The following is a 23,264-nucleotide window of genomic DNA, read 5'->3' as shown; positions in this document are numbered from 1 at the left end:
TCCCCCTTTTCTATAGTAGATATATGTTAGTTGAGTAGTGTTTGCAACTCTTTAGAAAAGCTTTCCGCATCGGAATGATTAACCAATACATTTTTTACTTCTTGCTTTTTGGTCACAAAATACATACTTGGTATGGTCTGAACCTGTAATAGATCTGCCGCTGATTGATCTTCGTCATAATAATAAGGGAAAGTGTATCCTTTTTCCTTAATGTATCGATCAGCACTCTCCTTTGTTTCTTTACCAGGTTCGTTCATATTTAGTAAAACAAAATTGATCTGTTCACCATACTTTTCATACATCTGCTGAACAATGGGTAGTTGTTTCTGACAATGAGGACACCAACTAGCCCATTCGACAATTAACATAGGTTTATCATACAGCTCTGAACTAGCAACCAATTTACCGTCTTGAGAAGTCATTTTAAATTCTGGAAGTTGTTGACCTTTTAGACTCAAGGCAGTATTGTTCTCAGCACTTGAAGTTGATTGCGAAACTGATGAAGTCCCTACTTCTCCGTCCTTAGCGGGTCTAGTATAATAAATCAAACCCACCGACAATCCGATGATGACTCCCACTGCTAAAAACGGAAGCCACCACTTATCTTTTTGCATAGAATCTCCTTTCCTTTTTAATGAAATATGGCGAGTAGAACTTGAGTAAATAATATAGTAAATGATTTATAAACTCTCCGAAACTCATCCATTCCAAAAAACATTTTATCATTTACTAATTAGTATTTCAAGAAATATGTTGTCAAATTGTAAACTTTTTTCTTTCTCACGCTAAACCCGCCACACTACTGCATTAAATAGGTATAATGAAAATGATTGGACGTTATTTTCTAATTATTTTCAGAATATTATTTCTTTTTAATGCATAATTCACTCTTTCTTGTTTTCTGTTTTTCTATATAATAACTATACTAAAAACAGCAACGAAATACATTTAAAAATTTGCAATAATAAAAAAGATTGCCCAATCAGACAATCTTTTTTATGTTCTTAATACAAATCAAGATAATTATCAACTTCCCATTGTGACACAAAGGTTGCATAGCTAGCCCACTCGATACGTTTAGCTTCAAGGAAGCTCGTGTAGATGTGTTCACCTAGGGCTGCCTTGACCACTTCATCCTCAGTCAAGGCTTTCAAGGCGTTGTGAAGCGTTGATGGAAGGTCAGTAATTCCAGCTTCCTTACGCTCTTCCGCTGTCATGATATAGATATTTTCTTCGATAGGAGCTGGTGCTTCGATTTTGTTTTCAATACCATGCAAACCAACTTCCAATAGAACTGCCATAGCGATGTATGGGTTTGCCATGGGGTCCACTGAACGCAACTCAAGACGAGTTCCCATACCACGTGAAGCTGGTACGCGCACAAGTGGCGAACGGTTACGACCAGCCCAAGCAATGTAAACAGGCGCTTCATAACCTGGAACCAAACGTTTGTATGAGTTAACTGTTGGGTTCATGATAGCAGTATAGTTGTAAGCATGCTTAATCAAACCGCCAAGGAAATGGTAGGCCGTTTCAGACAACTGCATTCCTTTTGGATCATTTGGATCAAAGAAGGCATTGTTTCCTTCTGCATCAAACAAGGACATATTACAGTGCATACCTGATCCAGCAATACCAAATTTTGGTTTCGCCATAAAGGTTGCGTAAAGACCGTGTTTGCGAGCAATGGTTTTAACAACGAGTTTAAAGATTTGAATCTTGTCACAGGCACGGAGGACTTCATCATACTTGAAGTCAATTTCATGTTGTCCAACCGCAACCTCGTGGTGACTCGCTTCTACTTCAAATCCCATTTTGGTCAAGACATTCACGATTTCACGACGTGTATTGTCCGCAAGGTCAGTAGGCGCCAAATCAAAGTAGCCACCCTTGTCATTTACTTCAAGTGTTGGATCCCCATTTTCATCCAACTTAAAGAGGAAGAATTCTGGTTCTGGACCAAGGTTGAAGGATTTGAATCCTACTTCTTCCATATGACGAAGTGCACGCTTCAGATTACCACGTGGGTCACCTGCAAAGGGTTCGCCTTCTGTTGTATAGACATCACAGATCAAACCTGCAACACTTCCATTTTCATCTCCCCATGGGAAGACTGTCCATGTATCCAAGTCTGGGTACAAGTACATATCTGACTCATTGATACGTACAAAACCTTCAATAGAAGAGCCATCAAACATGGCTTTGTTTGACAAGACCTTATCTAACTGTTCATCTGTAGCAGGAATTTCGACGTTTTTCATGGTTCCCAGAATATCTGAAAACATGAGACGGATAAAGGTAACATTTTTTTCCTTGACTTCACGACGAATATCTGCAGCTGTGATTGGCATGGGTTTTCTCCTTAATATATATGACTACTTGCGATTGCCTAACCGCGACCAAAGGGTGACCGTACTGAAGCAAAGCGCCCTTGCTGGAGGAGTTCATTGTGGAGTGCGCGACGCACTTCCGTCTGACTCACGGCTTTCTTGGACTTCGCCTCGCGTTCAGCATATTTTTTCTTAATCGCAGCAATATTATGACCTTCAGAGATATAATCTTTGATTTCAAGTAGACGATCCATGTCATTCAACGAATACATGCGACGGTTTCCTTCGTTTCGATCAGGTTTGATCAACTCTTGATCTTCATAATAACGAATCTGACGCGCCGAGAGATCGGTCAATTTCATAACACTGCCGATAGGAAAAACAGCCATATTTCGGCGAAATTCTCTTTCCTTCATTTACAATTTCCTTCTTCCTGTCTATTATAGTCTAAAAAAAGATAAACGTCAACGAATAATGTCATAAAATGTAACATTATTTTCTTTTTTTCTCCCAAAAGAGTTTCAGTTGCTCAATATCATAATTAACAAGGATTGCGACAAAAACTCCCATAAATGTTTCAAATACGCGCGCAAACACGTACAAAAATGTTTCTCCGCTCGGTATTGATAGGGTAATAATCAACATAGCCGCTACACCACCGATAACTCCTGCCTTGTTGTTCATGGCAACATTTGTCATAATGGTTAACATGGTGCAAATCGGGACAACTAGTAAGGTTACCCAAAAGGCTTCATGAAATAAAGTGTTTAAGAGGAAAAAGACAAGGGCGTAAAAACCGCCAATGCTATTTCCTAAGATACGCGAAGTTCCAAAATGGACACTCTTATCAAAGCTCTCTCGTAGACTGAAGACCGCTGTTAGTGCTCCGATTTGAAGCCCCTTCCAGCCAAAAAAACCAAAAATCAAGAGAACTATAAATACAGCTATCCCTGTTTTGAAGGTTCGCATACCAAGCTTGAACTGTGACTTATCAAATTTATATTTTTTAAAATAACTCATAATCTCAACTTTCTACTACCATTTTAACATAAATTAGTTGATTTTATGAGCCAAAATCAATAGGAAGCGTTTTTAATTTTTGGCTATAAAAAAGAGGAAACAGAGTTCCTCTTTTCTATTTAACTTTTAGAGCTTACTTGCTTTCGTCTTCTTTCCGTTTCAACTGACCAAGTCCTAAAACTCCTACTAAAGCTGCTAGACCAAGATATGGCATGTAGCTTGAATCATTTGTACCCGTTTGAGGTAGAGTAGGGTTGCCTTTTGGATTTGGATTAGGATTAGGAGTTGTTGGCTCCTCTGGTTTCTTAGGTTCTGGCGTTGTCGTACGAACTGTATTTGAAGCGTAAGCAACTTTATTCACAGTATTTACATAGGTATTTTCAAAGGTTCCAACAGCAATTCGTTTCATTTGAATATAAGTCTCAGCTTGGAATGGAGAATCCAACTGAATCTCTTGAAGGAATTCTTCCTTGAAGCGAATGGTAATCATTCCCTTATCTTGATCATGTTCAACCTGTGTTTCAGCTGTTAAGTCTGTCCCTGCCTTGATAACACGACCGTCTTTCAATCGGATATCAACCTTGGCAAGAACTTTATAGTTTCCAGTGTATTGATCACCTTTTTGGTCATAATCATCTACAAAACTATAGTCATTCAAGTCCTCAGAATGATTTTGTGGAATCAAACCACCAATCAAACGATAATTGAAGTACTGGTTTAACGGAATTGTTTGGCCATCAATATTGTCACTACTTGGATCCATACTGATTGTCACATCTTTTTTCGGTGTGATTTTCGGTACGTTGTTGACAACTACTTCTGTAGCATAGCCATTTCCAAAATCAATTTGGTAGGCTTTGTTTTCGTACTTACCACCCGTTTGACCAAATTCAGGTTTAACTGTCATTGGATCTGTGATGAGCAATGATTTTCCTGCTGCTACATAGTTCTTGTAGAATTCGGCTGGATTATCAGCTGAGAAGAGTTGGAAAGCACCTTTAACAGTGATGTTTGCTTTCTTCAACAAGTCCTGAACTTTCTTAGGAGCAGCTTCTAAACTATCAAACTGTTGAACACTGATACCTGATACAAGATTACCCTCTAGATCACGAATCTTAACCAATTCTGGTTGAAGGGTTAAGGCTTCTTCTGGATAATCATCCACATAGTAGAAACCATTTTGAATCGCTTCTTTAGAAGATTTATCTCCCTTGTATTGGTCCAAATCCCATGTAAGTTCATAGTAGTTCGTTGAACCAGCTAGAACCTCTTTGCCATCAATATTCACACCTTGCTTGTTCTTGTTAACTTTCAAAGGCTTGATGTAGTTGTTATTTGGATTGTCAGGATCATTTGGTTTACCTGGAGTCGTTACACGAACAATGTTTGACTTAACACCGTAGGCGTCGTTGACTGTCAATGTAAAGTTATTTGTATAAGTTGCCCCATCATTCAAGACACGACCAACAACAGTTGGATATAGAGTCTCAAAGGATTTTGTCAAATCTGCATTGAAAGCAGCCAAGGTCTCCTCAGTAGCCTTAAAGGTTACAGTGTGACTAGCTTTATCATAGCTTGTTTCAAAACCTTTGCTTGCAGCCTTGGTTGCTTCCAAATCAAACTGATAGCCCGTTGGAAGTGGATCTACCAATACAAACGAAGTTGTTTTTGGACGCCCTGCAGTTAAAGCTTCCGTTTTCAACTCAAACTTCACTACAGACTGCTTAGCAACGAGAGTACGATCGATATCTACACCATCCTCATTTTTAATTTCTTTATTAATCTGAGGTTGTGCAAAAAGACGATTGTAATGGAAGTGAACTGTTGGCACCGCTGGTGGTGTTGGCAACTGCTTAGGAGTTGGTGCTACCGGCGGAGTTGGCAATGGATCATAATTCGGCTCTTCTGGTTTTGATGGCTCTGGTTGATCTGGAGTTTTTACCGGTGGAGTTGGCTCATTTTCGTAGCTTGGTGCTACTGGAGCTGGTTCCAATGGTTTCTCTGTCTCATAAGTAGGAGCTTGTGGTGCAGTTGGTTCTACTGGCGGAGTTGGTTTTTCTAATGTGATGGTTGGCAAATTAGTTGCTCGAACATTTCCGTTAATCGCAAACCAAATATTTGGCTTTTTGGGAGATAATTTCTCTGCTCTACGTGGATCATTCGCTGCAGGCTGTCCCAACACTTCTGAAGACGAAATTGTTCCGATAGTCATACTATTTGAAGGACCTGAGATTTCCACTGCTCCCGCACCATACCAAGAGTTTGGTGCATCTGCATTATCCCAACCAGAATCTGGTTGACTATTCTTATACATGGTGAAGCGGGAACCACCAACTCCTTTTTTGAAGTTTTCAGATTCTGTCGCATAAATTTGGCCGTTCTTTTCACCAACTGAAGAACCCGAAATTTTGATGAAATTCCCAGTATAATCTTTAGCCATCTCGATTGAGTTTGCTTCGCGGTTAAGAGACGCTACAGACATCAAGGCCTTGTCAAAATTAATAATTTGACCATCTTCATCATAGAATTGAAACTCAGTCTTAACGAAGAGAGAGGTAGCATCTTCTGTATTACCAGTATAAGCCGAAGCGAAAACCCCCATCGTTGGGTCTTTAAAAATTCCCAACCAAGCCTTATCATTGCGGAACTTGGAACTAGGATCAAGAGTATAAGTATAGACGATTTTAGAAACTTTTTTCCCTTGATAGTAAGTCCCCTGAAGATTCGTATAAGTTGCTGTTGCAGACTGACCTCGTTTCAGCAGGACTGAAGACCATTCAGTTGGTCCCTTACCACTTGTTACATTTGAATTGTACTCAGAATACTTACCGACTGTACCAAAGCTTTCCTGTTTGTTTGTCTGGTAGTTAGCATTTTGAATGTCTGTTACTTTAAAGTTATCCAACTGGAAGAGTTTATTGGCAAATTCTGCAGTATTCTTCACAGCTGCTTCCATGCCAGTATAGCTAACAAATTCACCAGTTGTAGTCAATGAAAGTTCAGCATTAGGCTCCGATTTGAAAATCAAACTTTGAGCACTTGGGCGACTCAAGTTTCCATCTTCATTCTTCTTTGATTCTGCTAAAGCCATAGCTGCCTTAATTTTGGCCTGCTCAGCTTCATAAGCTTGCAACTTAGCCGGATACTCAGCCAACTCTTTCTTATATTTGGCAAGATCAGCTTCGTATTTAGCTAATTTTGCTTCATAGTCAGTTTTAGCCGCGGCATTGCGTTGTTTGATTGCTTCATTCTCAGCTTCAATCGCAGCATTTTTTACCTTATTATCTTCAACAGCCTTTTCATAGGCTGCTTTTGCATCGGCATTTGCTTTTTGAACGCGAGCTAGTTCTGTCTGATAAGCTGCTAGCTTAGTTTGGTAGTCTGCTTCGTTGGTAGCATTTGCTTGCTTAACTGCCGCCAAATCTGCTTCATATTTCTTCACCGCTGCATCATAAGTCGATTTTGCAGTGGCGTTACGCTGCTTAATAGCTTCATTTTCAGCTTGGATAGCATTGTTTTTAGCTGTGTTTTCTTCAACAGCCTTTTCATAGGCTATTTTTGCATCAGAATTAGCCTTTTGAACACGTGCCAATTCTGTTTGATAAGCTGCTAATTTAGCTTGATAATCAGCATCATTATCCTCTTTAGCTTTCTTAATAGCTGCAAGGTCTGCTTCATACTGCTTCATCGCTGCTTCATAATTCGCTTTTGCAGTTTCATTACGCTGTTTAATCGCTTCATTTTCAGCTTTAAGCGCTTCGTTTTTAGCTGTATTTTCTTTTACTGCTTTATCATAAGCCTCTTTAGCTTCAGCATTAGCTTTTTGTACTCGAGCTAATTCTGTCTGGTAAGCTGAAAGTTTATTTTGATAATCCTGTTGACTATCTTCATTTGCTTTTTTGACAGTTGCTAAATCTTTTTGATATTGTGCTAGCTTAGCCTCATATTCTGCTTTAGCTGTTGCATTAGCAGTGTTGATTTTTTCAACTTTTTCTTGATGACTTTTTAGATCTTTTTGGTACTTGTCATCCGCTGCTTTGTTTTCAGCATTGATTTTATCTGTTTCAGCCTGATGAGCTGCGACTTCTTTTTTATATGCTTCAGTTGTTGTCTTTACTTCTTCAGCCTGTTTAGCATAGTCGCTTTTAATTTCATCTTGTTTTTGAGCATTTTCTGTAGCAGTTGTAGCTGTTCCTTTGTCTTTTGTTTCATCTTGAACCACCTTAACTCCTGCAGATTTTGCATCAGCAACTGCTTTATCCAAATCAGCTGATGATACTTCTACTGGCAAAGCTGAGTCTTTAGAACCAGCCTTAGCTTGGCTTGCTTTGGCAACTTGGCTCATTTCACCCTGAGCTTCAGGTAGATTTGTGGCTGGGTTCCCTGTAGTAGCTACCTCAACTGTACTTGTACTAGTTGTCTCTGTAACTTCATCAGCAAATACTGCTTTGTCTGCAAAAGCAATCAAAGCAGTTCCTAAAACAGCACCACACAACGTTTTCGCAACTTTGCTTTTACGAAATCCATAGACTTCTTTTTTATTTTTCATTATAATCCTTTTCCTTATCTAAATTTAGTCGTTACTTTTCATATTAGCACTTTACAAGGCAGGATGCAAATATTTACTCTTTTTTTTATTTATAGAAAAATTCCACCTATTTATAAATTAAATTAAAAAGAAGATGGTCACACCATCTTCCTTTAGTTAACTATTTATTTTTCAGTCAAGGCTGCCAATCCTGGAAGAACTTTACCTTCAAGGAGTTCCATTGATGCTCCACCACCAGTAGAGATCCATGAGAACTTGTCTGCACGGCCAAGGTTGATGGCTGCGGCAGCTGAGTCACCACCACCGATGATTGATTTAACACCTGGTTGTTTCACGATAGCGTCCATGACACCGATTGTACCAGCTTGGAAGTCAGGGTTTTCAAATACACCCATAGGTCCGTTCCATACAACTGTTTTGGCACCAGTCAAAGCTTCGTCAAATTTAGCGATAGATTTTGGACCGATATCCAAACCAAGGAAACCTGGGTCTACTGCTTCACCTTCAGTGTCTTTCACTTCAGTGTAGTCAGCAAATGCGTTTGCTTCTTTTGAGTCAACTGGCAAGATCAATTTGCCGTTTGCTTTTTCAAGAAGAGCTTTCGCAACATCCAATTTGTCTTCTTCTACAAGTGAGTTACCGATTTCGATACCTTGAGCTTTGTAGAATGTGTAAGTCATCCCACCACCGATAAGAACTTTATCAGCTTTTTCAAGCAAGTTTTCGATAACACCGATCTTGTCAGATACTTTTGAACCACCAAGGATTGCTACGAATGGACGTTCTGGAGCTTCAACTGCTTCTTGGATGTAGGCAATTTCGTTTTCAAGAAGGAAACCAGCAACTGCTTTTTCAACGTTTGCTGAGATACCAACGTTAGATGCGTGTGCACGGTGAGCTGTACCGAATGCATCGTTTACGAAGATACCATCTCCAAGTGATGCCCAGTATTTACCAAGTTCAGGATCGTTTTTAGATTCTTTCTTGCCATCAACATCTTCGAAACGAGTGTTTTCAACCAAGAGAACTTGTCCATCTTCAAGAGCGTTAACAGCGGCTTCCAATTCAGCACCACGTGTAACACCTGGGATAAATTTAACTTCTTGTCCCAATTTAGCAGCCAAGTCAGCAGCTACAGGAGCAAGTGATTTACCTTCTTTGTCTGCTTCTTCTTTTACACGTCCAAGGTGAGAGAAGAGGATTGCACGTCCACCTTGTTCAAGGATGTACTTGATAGTTGGAAGAGCTGCAGTGATACGGTTATCATTGGTAATCACGCCATCTTTAACAGGTACGTTGAAGTCAACACGAACGAGAACTTTTTTCCCTTTCAAGTCAACGTCTTTAACAGTCAATTTTGCCATTAGATATGACTCCTTCTTTTTTTATACGTGTTAATTATATCACAAAATCAGCAAAAGAGATAGAAAAACCCTAAACTTTTCTTGTTCTTTCTTCTATTTATTAACCTAAAAACCTAGGATTGCAGTGCGGGAAATAGCAATTTTCACATAATTCGGTTGGAATAATTTAGGCAAATTCTTGATTGATCTGCCTAATTACTTCTATACCATTCTTTTTCTAATATTTTAATCCTTAATATTCTAAACTCTACAGTCCTTCTTTTTGAATTGCTAGGTTTCTTATTATACAATATAACTAAAATAGTTTCTTTAGTTTGTGCTATTTGAGATTAAAAGAAGGGGAATTGCTACCATGAAATTAGAAAGACTAATCTATATTTTACTGTCTCTTTTAAATAAGAAGAGAATAACAGCTAAAGAGATTGCAGAGAGATTTGAAATATCTACTCGAACTGTATATAGGGACATGGATACACTCAGTTTAGCGGGGATCCCAATCTATTCGGAACGTGGAGATAAGGGAGGTTTCTATATACCGAGCGACTATAAGATAGACAGAAACTTTTTCACTGAGGAGGAGAGACAGTTTATCATTAATATGAGCCAAAATGTTAGTAAAATCGTTGGTCATTCAAGTCTTGACAGTATCGAACACAAGCTGTCTTCTCAAGAAATTACAAGAGCAAACAGTCCTTTTTACTTTGATCTCAGTTCCTGGACTCTTAATACAAATTATTTACTAGACATTGAGGAAGCGATACAATCTAAACAGATGATTTCTTTTTCTTACTATTCGAAAAAACAAGAGAAAAGTCAGCGAACAATTATCCCATACAGATTGATCTATAAACTGAATGCTTGGTATGTTATCGGTTACTGCTTAGAAAAATTAGATTTTCGTATTTTTAAATTAACTCGAATTCGAGAACTAGAACCAGTGGAGATAAAAGATAAATCATTCGATTATCCACGTTTATCTCAAGAAATGTTAGAGCTTTTTTTAAATCCCCCAAAACATAAAGTGGAGGGGCAAAGAGAAGAAATCGAACTAGTTTTTACAAGATTTGCACTTCCAAAAATCTACGATCACTTCACGGAAGAAGAAATCAGAGTCGAGGACGAAATAATAAAAGTTCAGGCATTTAGAGCTTTAACTCCTTCATTTTTTGATTTACTATTAAGTTTTGGTTATCAAGTAAAGGTCGTATCCCCAAGTCACTTACAAAATCTACTGGTCAGTACTCTCAAAAAAAATCTTCAGCAATATGACAACCTGTAGTCATATTTCCTTTTGTATACTCTTAAGTGGGCAAAATATTTCGTGATATTCATCATAGCCCAATTATTTTACAGGAGGTTCCAAATGGATACAAAAACACTTGCAGAAAGCTATTTTACGGCAGTAAATGAGGGAGGCTGGGAAGATTTCGTAGCTGAAAACTTTGATTATGGCATGTGCGATAGTATAGAAATTCGACAAGGACGTGATGTTTATTTGCAAGGCGCAGGCCAATTCTATGCTTTAAGCCAGCATCTTGAAGTGAAGCAATTACTTGTTGATGGTCGAGCAGTCTCAGCTTTAAATCGCTACCGTCTACATTCTCCTCAAGGAAAAGAACTTGAACTGGATGTCGCAGAATTTCTGAAATTCGATGAATTTGATAAATTAGTTGCATCCAATATTTATTTCGACACCTATCGTTTCCAAAAATTTATCCAAGGAATTGAATAACAAAAATCTAGCTTCAAATTTACTCTTCAATTTCAAAACTAAAAACAAGGCCTGACTAATCTACAGTCAAACCTTGTTTTTTTATTTTTATGAGAGAATCCAAGATTCGTAAATCTGATTAGTCTTCTCTCCTCTTTTTAGAGAGCAAGCCGTAGCCACTCATTACTCCGAGAAGTCCCAGCGCTACTAGACTAGCATCTCTTGTCGCTCCCGTATTTGGCAGCTCTTTACTTACTTCTTCAACTTTTGCTGGTGTTGCTGAAAGAGCTTGATCCCTTGTTTGTGAGACTTGATCCTCTTTCGTTCCTACTTCAACAATTTCTGGAAGAGCTTCCTTGAGAACCTCAGTAGAATGAAGGGTGCGTTTGCCCTGAGCATCAACTTCTACAAAGCGACGAACTTGGCCTTCAACTCCTGCTTGAACTAGCTGGCGTTGTCCTTTGAGAAGGGCTGCATTTGGTCGTTCCTGACGTTCGAAGGAAACTGTCCCCTCTTCAATTTCCAGTTTCGGAGTTTCTAGAACTAAATCTTTCACACCTTCAGCTGGTTGGTTGCTTGATAGAACTTTTGTTCCAACTTCGGTGATTTCTGGGATTGCTTCCTTGACTACCTCAGTCGAACGAAGAGTGCGTTTGCCTTGGCTATCTACTTCTACAAAGCGACGGACTTGACCTTCAACTCCAGCTTGCACAATACGGCGTTGTCCTTTGAGAAGTTCGGAGTTTGGTCGCTCCTGACGTTCAAAGGCTGTTGTTTCAGTTTCAATAACTAGTTCAGGGAGGGCCTCGACCGTTGGAGCCACTTCATTTGGATCCATACTTCCAACATGGTGACTTTCTTCTGCAGGAGCTAGTTTCTTATTTAGCTTTTCTTTCATTTCCGCAAAAGCTTGTGGAGTTGGCATTTCTGAAGCCAACAAAGTTTCTGCTTGTTCAATCAACTCAGCTTTTGGATCTTTTTCACGGACGGATTCGAGCAAGCCTTCCAATTCTTCTCTAGCAGTCTGATAACGTTGATTTCCATCCAGGTCTGTCCCTGCTTGTTTCAACTCATTCAAAGCTTTGTTGACCTCTTCTTGACTGGCATCATGGTTTTCTGCAACAGCTTTCGCTGCATTGAGCTTCTCTACTAGTGCTGCTTGTTTGTTCTCGCTTGAGAAGGTGTAGGCAAGAGTTGACTGACGGCCTTGGGCAGCAGTGATTTCTTGTTTGAGGTACTCATCGTTGACAGCTGCTTTTGGAGAAACCAAGACATCAAACTCAGCTGTGTGTCCCTTGTAATGAAGGGTCAAGGTCTGACGACCAGTCTTTTGAGCATCGTAGCCCATAATTTCAACACCTTGATCTGTGAAGGCATGGCTTTCTTCTGTCTCATCATCATAGAGAACGCCGAAGCGCCCTTCTGCAAGATCCAGTTGCTCTCCTACTAGATAGTCCGTTTTCGGTTTCTGAGTAATGTACAGACCTGCTACTTCCTTTGGTTTTCCTTCATCTTGACCAGTCACTTGTACCTTCAAGTCACCGCTTACTGGAAGTCCAAGATAGCTAACTGTGAGCTTTTGTTCCCCTTTTTGATGAGCGTTGTAGCCAGATACTGTCACACCTGAGTGAGTAAGGTTAATCAGCTCATCGGCTTGTCCCCCTTCGTATTGAACACGGAGGGTTCCACCTCTAAGGTCAAGTTTTTCTCCCTCTTTGTAAACCGTCTTCTTAGGTCCTTTTTCAAGGCTAACTGCAGCAATTTTTCTCTCATCCTGCGGAATCGCTACTGCCAAGGTGTTACTGATTTCTTTGCCAGGTAGTTGGGTACGATAGTAGAGGAGAGTTGGTTGCTTGTCAAATCCCAATGGTGCTGTTGCCAGGTCACCACCATTTTCAGACTTCAAAGTTGCAATTGGTGTTTGTGAATCTGCCTTGTCGTAAACGGTGATAGTTGCACCTGCTGGAACATCAGAGAAGCCTAGTTGAACTTGATGGTTTCCAAGTGAACGAGCAGCTACCTTAGCCATTGGAATATTTTGACTTTCTGTATCCAAGGTTTCATACATCTTCCAGTTGTAAATACGAATGGCTTTCCAAGGTGTTCCGTTATCTGAAGTGATAACTTTTAGGCGCCAGTCTTGAGCAGTGATTGGTTTGTCAAGAGTGATATCCGTCACGTGCGCTTTATTGCCACGGACTTCCTTAGCTAGTTTCCACTCACCATCCGTATCCTTGTAGTAAAGATCAAAGTCCTTGGTATTCATCAAACCATCGTTAACAGACTCACCACCGGCTCCCGCATGATCCATGACCCATCTAACAACGGTACGTGGCTTGGTCAAGCGAATATCCACACTACCGCTCAATTGTCCTGAAGACCACTTGTCTGACAGACTTGTAATCGTACCGTTCAACATACCTTCAATACCTTCTCCACCTTCAGTATTTGGGAAAGTGCTACCAATAACCTTTGCACCTGGAACGATATTTTCAGCTAAAGGTCTTGGAAGAGTCGTATCCTGAACTGTCATCCCCCAGTTAAAGGATGCCGTCGCAGCTTCGGAACGAAGGCCATTTTTACCAACTGCAACGACCTTCAATTCTTGAGTCGTACCAGTCGCATTAGCAGAACGGCTAACTTTTGGCAAGTAGATGGTTGAAGCAGATGATCCTGTCAACAAACGCCAGTTATCTCCATCTTTTTCGTAGACTTCATAGAAATCTGCATCTTGGTTACCCGAAAATTGAACCACTGCTTCAGCTTCTTGGGCATTCTTAAGAGATTGCTTCACCACAGAGAGACCTGTAGGCGCTTGCGGTGATTGGTGATTGTCCGAAATTGTTAATTGACCTAGGTTAAACTGATAATCTTTTACAGCTCCTTCATGCTCGAAGAAGAGTTTGACTGCATAGATGGTTTTACCTGCTAGTGAGCTGAGGTCAAATTCTTCATTCTTCCAGTCATCAGAGAGAGTCAGTTCTTTCCATGCAGCTGCATCCTCAAATTTGTAGTCTGGAGTCGTAGAGAAGGCCATATAAACTTTAGAGCCTTTTCCTCCCTTGTGGGCAACACGAAGTTTGGTTTTCTCTGTTACTTCTAGTTTGGTAGAATACAAATTCACATCCTGGTCCGTCTTACCAACTACATCACCTGAGAATTTAAGAGAGTTCCCACCATTATAGGCATCTGTAAAATCATATTCTGCACGAAGTTTTTCACCTGTCGAAGTCTGCCACCAGCGCCATGTTGGCAAAACACCTGAAACAGAACGGTAGTTCCACTCAGAATCCTTAGAAACTTTACCGTCAACAAACCATTTTCTACCATGACCTGTATTAAAAGAGGTGGTGAAGGTACGTCCTACTGCTGGTGTACGGTCAGCAACTAAATTGGCAATTCCATACCACTCTTTATCTGCTGGTTTTTGAGCCGTTGGATCACCTTGGTAACCTGTAAAGAAGATGTCTTCGTTCTTGTGGTAGTCTTCGCCTGTTTTTCCTAGACTGGTAATCGTATCTGGTGCAAAAAGTCCTAACGACAAACGCAACTTACCCTTTTCATCTAAGAGGGCATCCCATTTGACTTTGGTCTTATAAGAACCACCTTGTTGCAATTCCAAGCCTGCAAAGACATCATATTGACTACGCTCTAGCCATTTGGCCATCTCTACGGAGTGGTCATTCTTTTCCTTGTTCCAGTTGAAATTGGCAAAGAATTGATCTGCAGGGACTTTGTCACCTTCTTTTTGCATGAACTGGTAGTTGTAATCACCTAGACCATCTTCGTGGTAACGACCGTATTTGTAGGTCATGGCATCGTACCAAGCATACTTGATCGGGTGGTTGACTTTGGCTGCGTATTCTTTTGTATAGAGCATGAATTGGCGCATTTTTTCACCAAGAGGTGCTACCAATTCCCCCGTTGTTTCCTGATTGATGAAATAGCCATCAAAGCCATAGTACTTAGCGAGATCAACGAGTTTGCGTGCAATTGGGAATGTGCCATCCTCATCTTGTTTCAAGGCAGCGGCAAATTTCTCTTGGTCAGCAATACTGTTTGACCAGTTGAAAAAGAGTGTTCCATAAACGGGAACTCCGTTGCGGTGACCGGCATCAATGACATCTGGAGTTGGAACTAGACCTTCCCAGAAGACCATTGAATCCAAGTATTGCCAGTAGTCAAAAGCATAGGCCTTGAATTCTTCTCCACCAACAGAAGCGTGGTCTTTGGCCTTTGAGTTGGTGTTTGCTAGCGCCTGAACCTTGGCTCTTCTGCTTGCTTTTTCGTTAACCAACTGGCCTCTATGGCGCTTGGCGAGTTCAACTGATGAACGGTTAATGGGATCATCCTCACGCGCACCCGGTTCCCATTTTAATAAATCTTCCCAAGTATCAAATTTGATTTCTTTTGGTCGGAGACTCTTTTCCTCATTTTTAGGAACGTCTGCTAGAGTCGGTTTGTCGGCTTTCTTCTCAGCCACTTGAGAAGCTTCCTCTGGTTTGACTTCTTCTTTTTCAGTTGGTTGAGCAGGTTTTTCAGCTTTATCTGCCGGAGCGGGTTTTGCCTCTTCTTTTTCATTGACCAAATCCGTTATTGCTGGAGTGTTTTCTGAAATTGGTTGCTCAGCTACTTTGTTCTCTGTTTCCTCTAATTGTTTTTCAAGGGCTGCAGTATCTGGATTAGCTGTTTCACTAGCTCTTGTAGCTTGGGCGCTCGTATTTGCAGCTGTTTCAGGGACTGCGACTTGTTCGGCAAGAGCTGGGCTCGCAAATAGAACTGAACCAATCATCAAGGAACAAGCTCCGATTGACAGCTTACGAATACTGTAACGGCAACGTTTTTCAAAAAATAGATCTTTCATCTTATCCTCCTAATAAAATATAAAGTAAGCGCTTTACTTTTTGATAAAAAGTAACTGTTCTCAGTGCACACCACCAGAACAGGATCATCTTCATTTTATCCTATATGAAAGCGATGTCAATCTATTTAACATAAAAACTATAACTAGGATAATAATCAGTAAAATTTGGACACAATCCTATAAATCATTTCTCTTATAGGTAATCTATCTCTCATTTTAAACGAAAGTTCTTGTTTCTTATGAAAATTTCAGCTAAACACTTGTGAGATTTACTTTTATCCTTTAAAATAGAATAGGAGAAATTCCGTTATTATTTTCCGGAGGAAAAAGAAATGTCCATTAATTGGCAGGAAATTTTATTTCACTTTTTAGGAGGTCTAGGACTGTTTTTATACAGTATCAAGACCATGGGAGACGGTTTGCAACAAGCTGCTGGAGATCGCCTTCGTTTTTACATTGACAAGTACACTAGCAATCCCTTTTTAGGCGTTCTAGTCGGGATTGTCGTGACTGCCCTGATTCAGTCAAGTACAGGGGTTACAGTTATCACGGTTGGGCTGGTCAGCGCTAGTCTTCTCACTCTTAGACAGGCTATCGGAATTATCATGGGAGCCAACATCGGAACCACTGTTACTTCCTTTATCATCGGTTTCAAACTAGGCGAGTATGCTTTACCCTTGATTTTCCTTGGGACCATGTTCCTCTTCTTTACAAAAAACAGAACAGCAAACAATATCGGGCGCATCCTGTTTGGTGTAGGGGGAATCTTCTACGCCCTCAACCTTATCAGTGCCGGTATGAGTCCGCTTAAAGATTTACCACAATTCAAGGAATATATGGTCACTTTGGGACAAAATCCTATTTTAGGAGTGGTGGCCGGTGCAGTGATTACCGTCCTCATTCAGGCCTCTTCGGCTACAATCGGGATTTTACAAGGTCTCTATGCAGGTGGGTTCCTTGACCTTAAAGGTTCACTACCAGTTCTCTTCGGAGATAATATCGGAACAACCCTAACCGTTATCATTGCCGCAGCTGGAGCCAATGTCTCTGCAAAGCGCGTTGCGGCAACCCACGTTACCTTTAACGTTTTAGGAACTATTCTTTGCTTAATCCTATTAGGCCCCTTTACTGCTATGATCGAGTACTTCCAGGCACTCCTTCACCTCTCACCTGAGATGACCATCGCCTTCTCGCACGGTGCCTTTAACGTAAGTAACACCATTGTACAATTTCCATTCATCGGAGCCTTGGCCTACTTTGTAACCAAGCTCATCCCTGGTGAAGACGAGGTTGTCAAGTACGAGCCCCTTTATCTCGACGAGCAACTTATCCAGCAATCTCCTTCTATAGCTCTAGGAAATGCCAAAAAAGAACTTTTGCACTTGGGGAACTATGCAGCCAAAGCTTTTGACCTTTCTTATACCTATATCATCGGTTTGGATGAAAAGGTAGCTGAAAAAGGGCACAAGACAGAGGAAGCCATCAACACCATCGATGAAAAACTCACTCGTTACCTCATCAGACTCTCAAGCGAATCCTTGAGTCAAAAGGAAAGCGAAGTCTTGACCAACATCCTGGATTCATCTCGTGATTTGGAACGGATTGGGGACCACGCAGAAGGCTTGCTCAACCTAACAGACTACCTTCAACGTAAGAATGTTCAATTTTCTGATGCTGCTTTGCAGGAATTGGCGGATATCTATCAAAAAACTACTGACTTTATCAAGGATGCCCTTGATAGTGTGGAAAACAATGATATTGAAAAAGCTCAAAGTCTGATTGAACGCCATAAAGAAATCAACAATATGGAACGTGTTCTCAGAAAGACCCATATCAAACGCCTTAACAAAGGTGAGTGTTCTACACAAGCCGGGGTTAACTTTATCGACATCATTTCCCACTACACTCGTGTGTCTGACCATGCTATGAACCTAGCCGAAAAGGTCATCGCTGAACAAATCTAATAACCTAAAAGCTATCCTGAATGGGATGGCTTTTTTCGTCTCCTCATTAAGAATTTCTTTTGAAACATATAAAAAATACTTTGATTCACAATGGAATCAAAGTATCTTAAAGAGTTCTCCAAACATGATAGCAGAAACTGCAGTGCCCCTATACTTGGCTTCTTCTCTTTTGATAAAGCGCGCCAAGTTGATCAACTCAGGTGCTGGGTGTTTGGGATTGATGAGCAATTCACGGGTGACCAGTCCTGAGAGTCGGACTGCTAGTAATTGCTCATTTGTAGTTGGTAGTTTTTTAGCAGTCTCTAGGAGAGCAGCAACTAAATCTTCACTCAAGCCCTGACGAGCATGGTTGTAGAGATCTCTTATAAGGCTTTCTAGGTTTGGTTCTGCCATCCCGACCACCTCCCTTATGCTTAATAATGTTTAATCAAATCAACCGTTGAACGATCCAATTTTTTCACCAAGGCTTGCAAGAAAGCTTGGGCTTCTAGGAAGTCATCCATAGCGTAGAGGGTTTGGTGAGAATGGATATAACGAGCACAAACACCGATAGTTGTAGATGGGACACCACCATTTTTCAGATGAGCTGCTCCAGCGTCCGTTCCGCCTTTTCCACAGTAGTATTGATACTTGATGCCAGCTTCTTCAGCCGTTGTCAAAAGGAAATCCTTCATACCTGGGAGAAGCAAGTGACCTGGATCGTAGAAGCGAATCAAGGTTCCATCCCCAATCTTACCTTGGCCGCCGTAGACATCACCTGCTGGTGAGCAGTCAACTGCCAGAAAGACTTCTGGATCAAACTTAGTTGTAGAAGTATGAGCGCCACGAAGGCCAACTTCTTCTTGGACGTTCGAGCCAAGGTAGAGTTCATTTCCGAGTTTTTGACCTGACAAGGCTTCTGCTAGCTCGCTTACCATGAGAACACCGTAGCGGTTGTCCCAAGCTTTTGAGATGATATTTTTTTCATTGGCTGTCAAGATAGCGGAGCTATCAGGGACAATGGTGTCACCCGGACGGATACCAAAGCTTTCTGCCTCAGCCTTGTCTGCAAACCCACCATCAAAAATGATATCTGAAATAGCTGGCATGGTTGGTCCACCTGTTCCACGAGTCAAATGTGGAGGAACAGAACCTGAGATCACAGGAATTTCACGACCATCACAAGTAAAGAGTTTAAAGCGTTGGCTGCTGACCACCATAGGATTCCAGCCACCGATTTCAACCACACGGAAGGTTCCGTCTGGCTTAATCTCGCTGACCATAAAACCAACTTCGTCCATGTGAGATGCGACCAAAACACGCGGTGCATCGGCTGCTTCTGAATGTTTGATACCAAAAATACCGCCCAAGCCATCTGTCACTACTTCATCCACGTGCGGTGTCAACTTTTCACGAAGATAAGTCCGGACAGGCGCTTCATGACCTGAGATCGCAGCAAGCTCTGTTACTTCTTTGATTTTTGAAAATAATGTTGTCATATCAGTTCCTTCTTTCTGTCCTCCATTTTACCACTTTTTATAGGAGAAGGATAGTGGGAAGGTGGATTGGTTTTGACTCAGTTTTCCAATAAAAGAGAGTGTCAGATATTATTTCAGGAATTTTTCTTTCTTTTTACATTAAATTGTCAGAAAATTTATTGACAGATTAAAAAAATCGTGTTACATTATCTCCAAGGGTATTTTTATACCAAATCTACATGAAAGGACGGGGCATGAAACTCTCTCATATTTTAACAGGCTTACTTCTACTCCTGGTCTTTCTCTCCATTAGTATTGGAACCAGTGATTTTTCTTGGGAAAAATTCTTTGCTTTTGACCAACAGACTTGGCTTCTCTTTCAAGAGTCGCGTCTTCCAAGAACCATCAGCATTCTCCTTGCAGCCTCCAGTATGAGCATGGCAGGACTCCTCATGCAGACCATTACCCAAAATCAATTTGCTGCTCCGAGTACAGTCGGAACGACTGAAGCCGCTAAACTGGGAATGGTGTTGAGCCTCTTTGTCTTTCCGTCTGCGAGTCTGACCCAAAAGATGCTCTTTGCTTTTGGCTCATCCATTTTATTTACCCTCTTCTTCCTGGCCTTTATGACTATTTTTTCTATAAAGGAAAGGTGGATGTTGCCCTTGATCGGGATCATCTATAGTGGGATTATCGGTTCTGTCACAGAAGTTATCGCCTATCGTTTCAATCTGGTTCAGAGTATGACGGCCTGGACCCAGGGCTCCTTCTCCATGATTCAGACCCATCAGTATGAGTGGCTCTTCTTAGGCCTCATTATCCTGATAGCCGTTTGGAAATTATCCCAAACCTTCACCATCATGAATCTGGGCAAGGAAACTAGTGAAAGTTTGGGGATTTCTTACTCTCTACTTGAAAAACTGGCCCTTTTTCTAGTGGCACTAACGACAAGTGTCACCATGATTACCGTGGGTGCCTTGCCATTTCTCGGGGTCATCGTTCCCAATCTTGTCCGCAAGCGCTATGGAGATAATCTGAGTCAAACCAAACTCATGGTTGCTCTGGTCGGTGCCAATCTGGTTTTGGCCTGCGATATCCTCTCTCGAGTCTTGATTCGGCCCTATGAGCTGTCTGTCAGTCTCATTCTAGGAATCATCGGTAGCCTCGTCTTTATCCTACTTCTCTGGAGAGGAGGACAAAAGGATGCAGTTTAAAAGCAAACATACCAAACTCTTCAGCCTTCTCATTATCCTGGCCATCGGAGCTTGTCTCCTCTACTTTTGGCCTATCACTAACCTGTCTGTCTTTGCCTGGAAGCTGCGTTCCCAAAAAATCATCGTTTATCTCTTGGTAGCCATCGCGACAGGGATTTCGACCATTAGTTTTCAAACCCTGACGGAAAATCGCTTTCTGACGCCAAGTATTTTGGGAATCGAATCCTTCTATGTCCTGCTACAGACCCTGCTACTGATATTTGAAAGCAAATTTCTACAGCTTGGAAAGTCTCCTATCTTAGAATTTCTAGTCTTGCTTCTGCTTCAATCCCTCTTTTTTCTCGCCTTACAAGGCTACTTGAAGACGCTGATGAAGCAAAATTTGGTTTTCATTCTGCTAATCTGTCTAGCGCTCGGAAGTCTCTTTCGAAATATCAGTACCTTCCTCCAAGTCCTGATGGATCCAAATGAATACGATAAACTGCAGAACAGTCTCTTTGCCTCCTTTCAGCATCTCAACACTTCCATCCTAGCCATTAGTTCTCTGATTATCCTTGCTTTGACAATCTTTTTCTTTCGAAAAGCAGTCGTTCTGGATGTCTTGCACCTGCAAAGAGAAACGGCTCAGATACTGGGACTCGATGTTGAAAAAGAACAGAAAGAGCTCCTCTGGGGCATCGTGCTTTTAACCTCAACAGCGACTGCCTTGGTAGGGCCTATGGCCTTCTTCGGCTTTATGCTGGCCAATCTCACTTACCTGATTGTCAAAGATTATCGGCACAAGTTGCTCTTTATCCTAGCCATTCTGATTGGATTTGTTAGTTTGACCTTGGGGCAAGCCCTTATCGAACGAGTCTTTGCTCTGGAAATTCGCATCAGCATGATCATCGAGAGTGTGGGTGGTCTCTTATTCTTTATTTTACTTTACAGGAGGGCGCGTCGGTGAAACTGGAAAACATTGACAAATCCATTCAAAAACAGGATATTTTGCAAGACATTTCGCTTGAAGTCAGTCCTCAGAAACTGACAGCCTTTATTGGTCCAAATGGTGCTGGAAAATCAACTCTTCTCTCCATCATGAGCAGACTGACCAAGAAGGATCAGGGAATTCTCAGTATCAAAGGCCGTGAAATCGAGAGTTGGAATTCGCAAGAACTGGCCAAAGAACTCACCATCCTAAAGCAGAAGATCAATTACCAAGCCAAATTGACTGTAGAAGAATTGGTCAGCTTTGGACGTTTTCCCTACAGCCGTGGTCGACTGAGGGCAGAAGACTGGGGAAAAATCCGAGAAACTCTGGACTATCTGGAACTGACAAACTTAAAAGACCGCTACATCGATAGTCTGTCTGGCGGACAGCTCCAACGTGTCTTTATCGCCATGGTACTAGCCCAGGATACAGACTTTATCTTGCTGGACGAACCACTAAATAATCTCGATATCAAGCAAAGTGTCAGCATGATGCAGATCCTTCGGCGACTGGTGGAGGAACTTGGCAAAACCATTATCATCGTCCTCCACGATATCAACATGGCTAGCCAGTATGCGGATGAAATTGTTGCCTTTAAAGACGGTCAAGTCTTTTGCAAGGGAACGACTGCTCAAATCATGCAGGCTGACCTGCTCAGTCAACTTTATGAGATTCCCATCACACTGGCTGATATCAATGGCAAAAAGATCTGTATCTATAGCTAGCTATTCTGAACTCATGTTAGAGAACCCTCTGTCTCTTAGCTAACAAACCTATTTAAGAGACCCCCTACATCGTTACTATATTTTAAAAAGGAGAAATCATGAAAACATCCCTTAAACTTTATCTCACTGCCCTAGCTGTCAGCTTCTTGCTCTTACTTGGTGCATGTAGTACAAATACAAACTCAAGCACTAGCCAGACAGAGACAAGTAGCTCTGCTCCAACAGAGATAACTATTAAAAGTTCACTAGATGAGGTCAAACTTTCAAAGGTTCCTGAAAAGATTGTGACTTTTGACCTCGGTGCTGCGGATACTATTCGCGCTTTAGGTTTTGAAAAGAATATCGTCGGAATGCCTACAAAAACTGTTCCGACTTACCTAAAAGATCTTGCAGGAAATGTCAACAATGTTGGTTCTATGGTTGAGCCAGACCTAGAAGCCATCGCTGCTCTTGAACCAGACCTAATTATCGCTTCACCACGTACCCAAAAATTCGTAGACAAGTTCAAAGAAATTGCTCCAACCGTGCTCTTCCAAGCAAGCAAGGACGACTACTGGACTTCTACCAAAGCCAACATCGAATCCCTAGCAAGCGCCTTTGGCGAAACAGGTACACAGAAAGCCAAAGAAGAATTGGCTAACCTGGACAAGAGCATCCAAGAAGTCGCTACTAAAAACGAAAGTTCTGACAAAAAAGCCCTTGCTATCCTCCTCAATGAAGGAAAAATGGCTGCCTTTGGTGCCCAATCTCGTTTCTCTTTCTTGTATCAAACCTTGAAATTCAAGCCAACTGATACTCAATTTGAAGACTCTCGACACGGACAAGAAGTCAGCTTTGAAAGTGTGAAAGAAATCAATCCTGACATCCTCTTTGTCATCAACCGTACCCTTGCCATTGGTGGGGACAACTCAAGCAACGATGGCGTCCTAGAAAATGCCCTCATCGCTGAAACCCCTGCCGCTAAAAATGGTAAAATCATCCAACTAACACCAGACCTCTGGTATCTAAGTGGTGGCGGTCTTGAATCAACTAAACTCATGATTGAAGATGCTCAAAAAGCTTTGAAATAAACAAGAAAACCCAACATCAGGTGATG

The 23,264-nt window shown here is 41.3% G+C and carries 16 protein-coding genes; 7 read left to right on the top strand and 9 right to left on the bottom strand.

Features of this window, described 5'->3' with window-relative positions; genetic code table 11:
- Positions 1 to 26: 26 nt before the first annotated feature.
- The 6 genes from Q4443_RS09650 to pgk all read right to left on the bottom strand — a co-directional run bounded on the left by Q4443_RS09650 (position 27) and on the right by pgk (position 9,263).
- Positions 27 to 614 (bottom strand): TlpA disulfide reductase family protein, encoded by a 588-nt coding sequence (locus tag Q4443_RS09650; protein ID WP_001168154.1) that lies wholly within the window; start codon positions 612 to 614, stop codon positions 27 to 29.
- A gap of 390 nt (positions 615 to 1,004) precedes the next feature.
- Positions 1,005 to 2,351 (bottom strand): type I glutamate--ammonia ligase, encoded by a 1,347-nt coding sequence (gene glnA, locus Q4443_RS09645; protein WP_001122885.1) that lies wholly within the window; start codon positions 2,349 to 2,351, stop codon positions 1,005 to 1,007.
- Positions 2,352 to 2,389: 38 nt separating this feature from the next.
- The gene (gene glnR / locus Q4443_RS09640; protein ID WP_000664333.1) at positions 2,390 to 2,746 is read right to left on the bottom strand and encodes a transcriptional repressor GlnR; all 357 of its coding nucleotides are present in this window, start codon (positions 2,744 to 2,746) and stop codon (positions 2,390 to 2,392) included.
- A 76-nt stretch (positions 2,747 to 2,822) separates the two neighbouring features.
- Positions 2,823 to 3,350 carry an aromatic acid exporter family protein gene (locus tag Q4443_RS09635; protein WP_042768020.1) on the bottom strand — a complete coding sequence of 176 codons (528 nt, stop codon included), beginning with the start codon at positions 3,348 to 3,350 and terminating at the stop codon, positions 2,823 to 2,825.
- 133 nt (positions 3,351 to 3,483) lie between these two features.
- On the bottom strand, positions 3,484 to 7,899 hold the full coding sequence (locus Q4443_RS09630; protein ID WP_303408325.1) for an antigen I/II family LPXTG-anchored adhesin: 4,416 nt from the start codon (positions 7,897 to 7,899) through the stop codon (positions 3,484 to 3,486).
- 164 nt (positions 7,900 to 8,063) lie between these two features.
- Positions 8,064 to 9,263 (bottom strand): phosphoglycerate kinase, encoded by a 1,200-nt coding sequence (gene pgk / locus Q4443_RS09625; RefSeq protein ID WP_001096770.1) that lies wholly within the window; start codon positions 9,261 to 9,263, stop codon positions 8,064 to 8,066.
- Between the two features lie 352 nt (positions 9,264 to 9,615).
- On the opposite strand from pgk, the gene Q4443_RS09620 reads away from it, so the two are divergent.
- Positions 9,616 to 10,542 carry a YafY family protein gene (locus Q4443_RS09620; RefSeq protein ID WP_000764442.1) on the top strand — a complete coding sequence of 309 codons (927 nt, stop codon included), beginning with the start codon at positions 9,616 to 9,618 and terminating at the stop codon, positions 10,540 to 10,542.
- 84 nt (positions 10,543 to 10,626) lie between these two features.
- Positions 10,627 to 10,995: a hypothetical protein gene (locus tag Q4443_RS09615; RefSeq protein ID WP_002879744.1), complete on the top strand. Its 369-nt coding sequence runs from the start codon at positions 10,627 to 10,629 to the stop codon at positions 10,993 to 10,995.
- A gap of 118 nt (positions 10,996 to 11,113) precedes the next feature.
- Here Q4443_RS09615 and Q4443_RS09610 read toward each other — a convergent pair whose 3' ends face one another.
- On the bottom strand, positions 11,114 to 15,838 hold the full coding sequence (locus Q4443_RS09610; protein ID WP_303408324.1) for a bacterial Ig-like domain-containing protein: 4,725 nt from the start codon (positions 15,836 to 15,838) through the stop codon (positions 11,114 to 11,116).
- Positions 15,839 to 16,170: 332 nt separating this feature from the next.
- On the opposite strand from Q4443_RS09610, the gene Q4443_RS09605 reads away from it, so the two are divergent.
- Entirely contained in the window at positions 16,171 to 17,802 is a 1,632-nt protein-coding gene (locus tag Q4443_RS09605) for a Na/Pi cotransporter family protein (RefSeq protein ID WP_049550431.1), read from the top strand.
- A gap of 96 nt (positions 17,803 to 17,898) precedes the next feature.
- Here Q4443_RS09605 and Q4443_RS09600 read toward each other — a convergent pair whose 3' ends face one another.
- Together Q4443_RS09600 and pepA are read right to left on the bottom strand one after the other, a co-directional pair.
- On the bottom strand, positions 17,899 to 18,195 hold the full coding sequence (locus tag Q4443_RS09600) for a bacteriocin immunity protein (RefSeq protein WP_303408323.1): 297 nt from the start codon (positions 18,193 to 18,195) through the stop codon (positions 17,899 to 17,901).
- 20 nt (positions 18,196 to 18,215) lie between these two features.
- Positions 18,216 to 19,280, bottom strand: a complete 1,065-nt coding sequence (pepA, locus tag Q4443_RS09595) for a glutamyl aminopeptidase (RefSeq protein ID WP_303408322.1) — start codon at positions 19,278 to 19,280, stop codon at positions 18,216 to 18,218.
- Positions 19,281 to 19,513: 233 nt separating this feature from the next.
- Between pepA and Q4443_RS09590 the strand changes: the two genes are divergently transcribed.
- The 4 genes from Q4443_RS09590 to Q4443_RS09575 all read left to right on the top strand — a co-directional run bounded on the left by Q4443_RS09590 (position 19,514) and on the right by Q4443_RS09575 (position 23,238).
- A complete protein-coding gene (locus Q4443_RS09590; protein WP_049519847.1) occupies positions 19,514 to 20,473 on the top strand; it encodes an ABC transporter permease in 960 nt (319 codons plus the stop codon).
- Entirely contained in the window at positions 20,463 to 21,419 is a 957-nt protein-coding gene (locus tag Q4443_RS09585; protein ID WP_033629344.1) for an iron chelate uptake ABC transporter family permease subunit, read from the top strand. The genes Q4443_RS09590 and Q4443_RS09585 overlap by 11 nt, the downstream gene beginning before the upstream one ends.
- Complete coding sequence (locus Q4443_RS09580) at positions 21,416 to 22,168, top strand: ABC transporter ATP-binding protein (protein WP_049519848.1); 753 nt, start codon at positions 21,416 to 21,418, stop codon at positions 22,166 to 22,168. Before Q4443_RS09585 ends, Q4443_RS09580 begins: the two co-directional genes overlap by 4 nt.
- A gap of 98 nt (positions 22,169 to 22,266) precedes the next feature.
- Complete coding sequence (locus Q4443_RS09575) at positions 22,267 to 23,238, top strand: siderophore ABC transporter substrate-binding protein (protein ID WP_033629342.1); 972 nt, start codon at positions 22,267 to 22,269, stop codon at positions 23,236 to 23,238.
- Positions 23,239 to 23,264: the final 26 nt, after the last annotated feature.

Source organism: Streptococcus sp. GP0011, assembly GCF_030546305.1.
In the GTDB taxonomy this organism is placed as follows: Bacteria; Bacillota; Bacilli; order Lactobacillales; family Streptococcaceae; genus Streptococcus.
Note: the sequence above shows the minus strand (reverse complement) of the source record. Positions and strands in the feature narration are given on the sequence as shown.

Coding starts and splice junctions, on each gene's coding strand:
- Q4443_RS09610 (WP_303408324.1), bottom strand. CDS start 15,838: ATGAAAGATCTATTTTTTGAAAAACGTTGCCGTTACAGTATTCGTAAG.
- Q4443_RS09630 (WP_303408325.1), bottom strand. CDS start 7,899: ATGAAAAATAAAAAAGAAGTCTATGGATTTCGTAAAAGCAAAGTTGCG.
- glnA (WP_001122885.1), bottom strand. CDS start 2,351: ATGCCAATCACAGCTGCAGATATTCGTCGTGAAGTCAAGGAAAAAAAT.
- Q4443_RS09605 (WP_049550431.1), top strand. CDS start 16,171: ATGTCCATTAATTGGCAGGAAATTTTATTTCACTTTTTAGGAGGTCTA.
- pepA (WP_303408322.1), bottom strand. CDS start 19,280: ATGACAACATTATTTTCAAAAATCAAAGAAGTAACAGAGCTTGCTGCG.
- Q4443_RS09615 (WP_002879744.1), top strand. CDS start 10,627: ATGGATACAAAAACACTTGCAGAAAGCTATTTTACGGCAGTAAATGAG.
- Q4443_RS09585 (WP_033629344.1), top strand. CDS start 20,463: ATGCAGTTTAAAAGCAAACATACCAAACTCTTCAGCCTTCTCATTATC.
- Q4443_RS09620 (WP_000764442.1), top strand. CDS start 9,616: ATGAAATTAGAAAGACTAATCTATATTTTACTGTCTCTTTTAAATAAG.
- glnR (WP_000664333.1), bottom strand. CDS start 2,746: ATGAAGGAAAGAGAATTTCGCCGAAATATGGCTGTTTTTCCTATCGGC.
- Q4443_RS09575 (WP_033629342.1), top strand. CDS start 22,267: ATGAAAACATCCCTTAAACTTTATCTCACTGCCCTAGCTGTCAGCTTC.
- Q4443_RS09590 (WP_049519847.1), top strand. CDS start 19,514: ATGAAACTCTCTCATATTTTAACAGGCTTACTTCTACTCCTGGTCTTT.
- Q4443_RS09635 (WP_042768020.1), bottom strand. CDS start 3,350: ATGAGTTATTTTAAAAAATATAAATTTGATAAGTCACAGTTCAAGCTT.
- Q4443_RS09600 (WP_303408323.1), bottom strand. CDS start 18,195: ATGGCAGAACCAAACCTAGAAAGCCTTATAAGAGATCTCTACAACCAT.
- pgk (WP_001096770.1), bottom strand. CDS start 9,263: ATGGCAAAATTGACTGTTAAAGACGTTGACTTGAAAGGGAAAAAAGTT.
- Q4443_RS09650 (WP_001168154.1), bottom strand. CDS start 614: ATGCAAAAAGATAAGTGGTGGCTTCCGTTTTTAGCAGTGGGAGTCATC.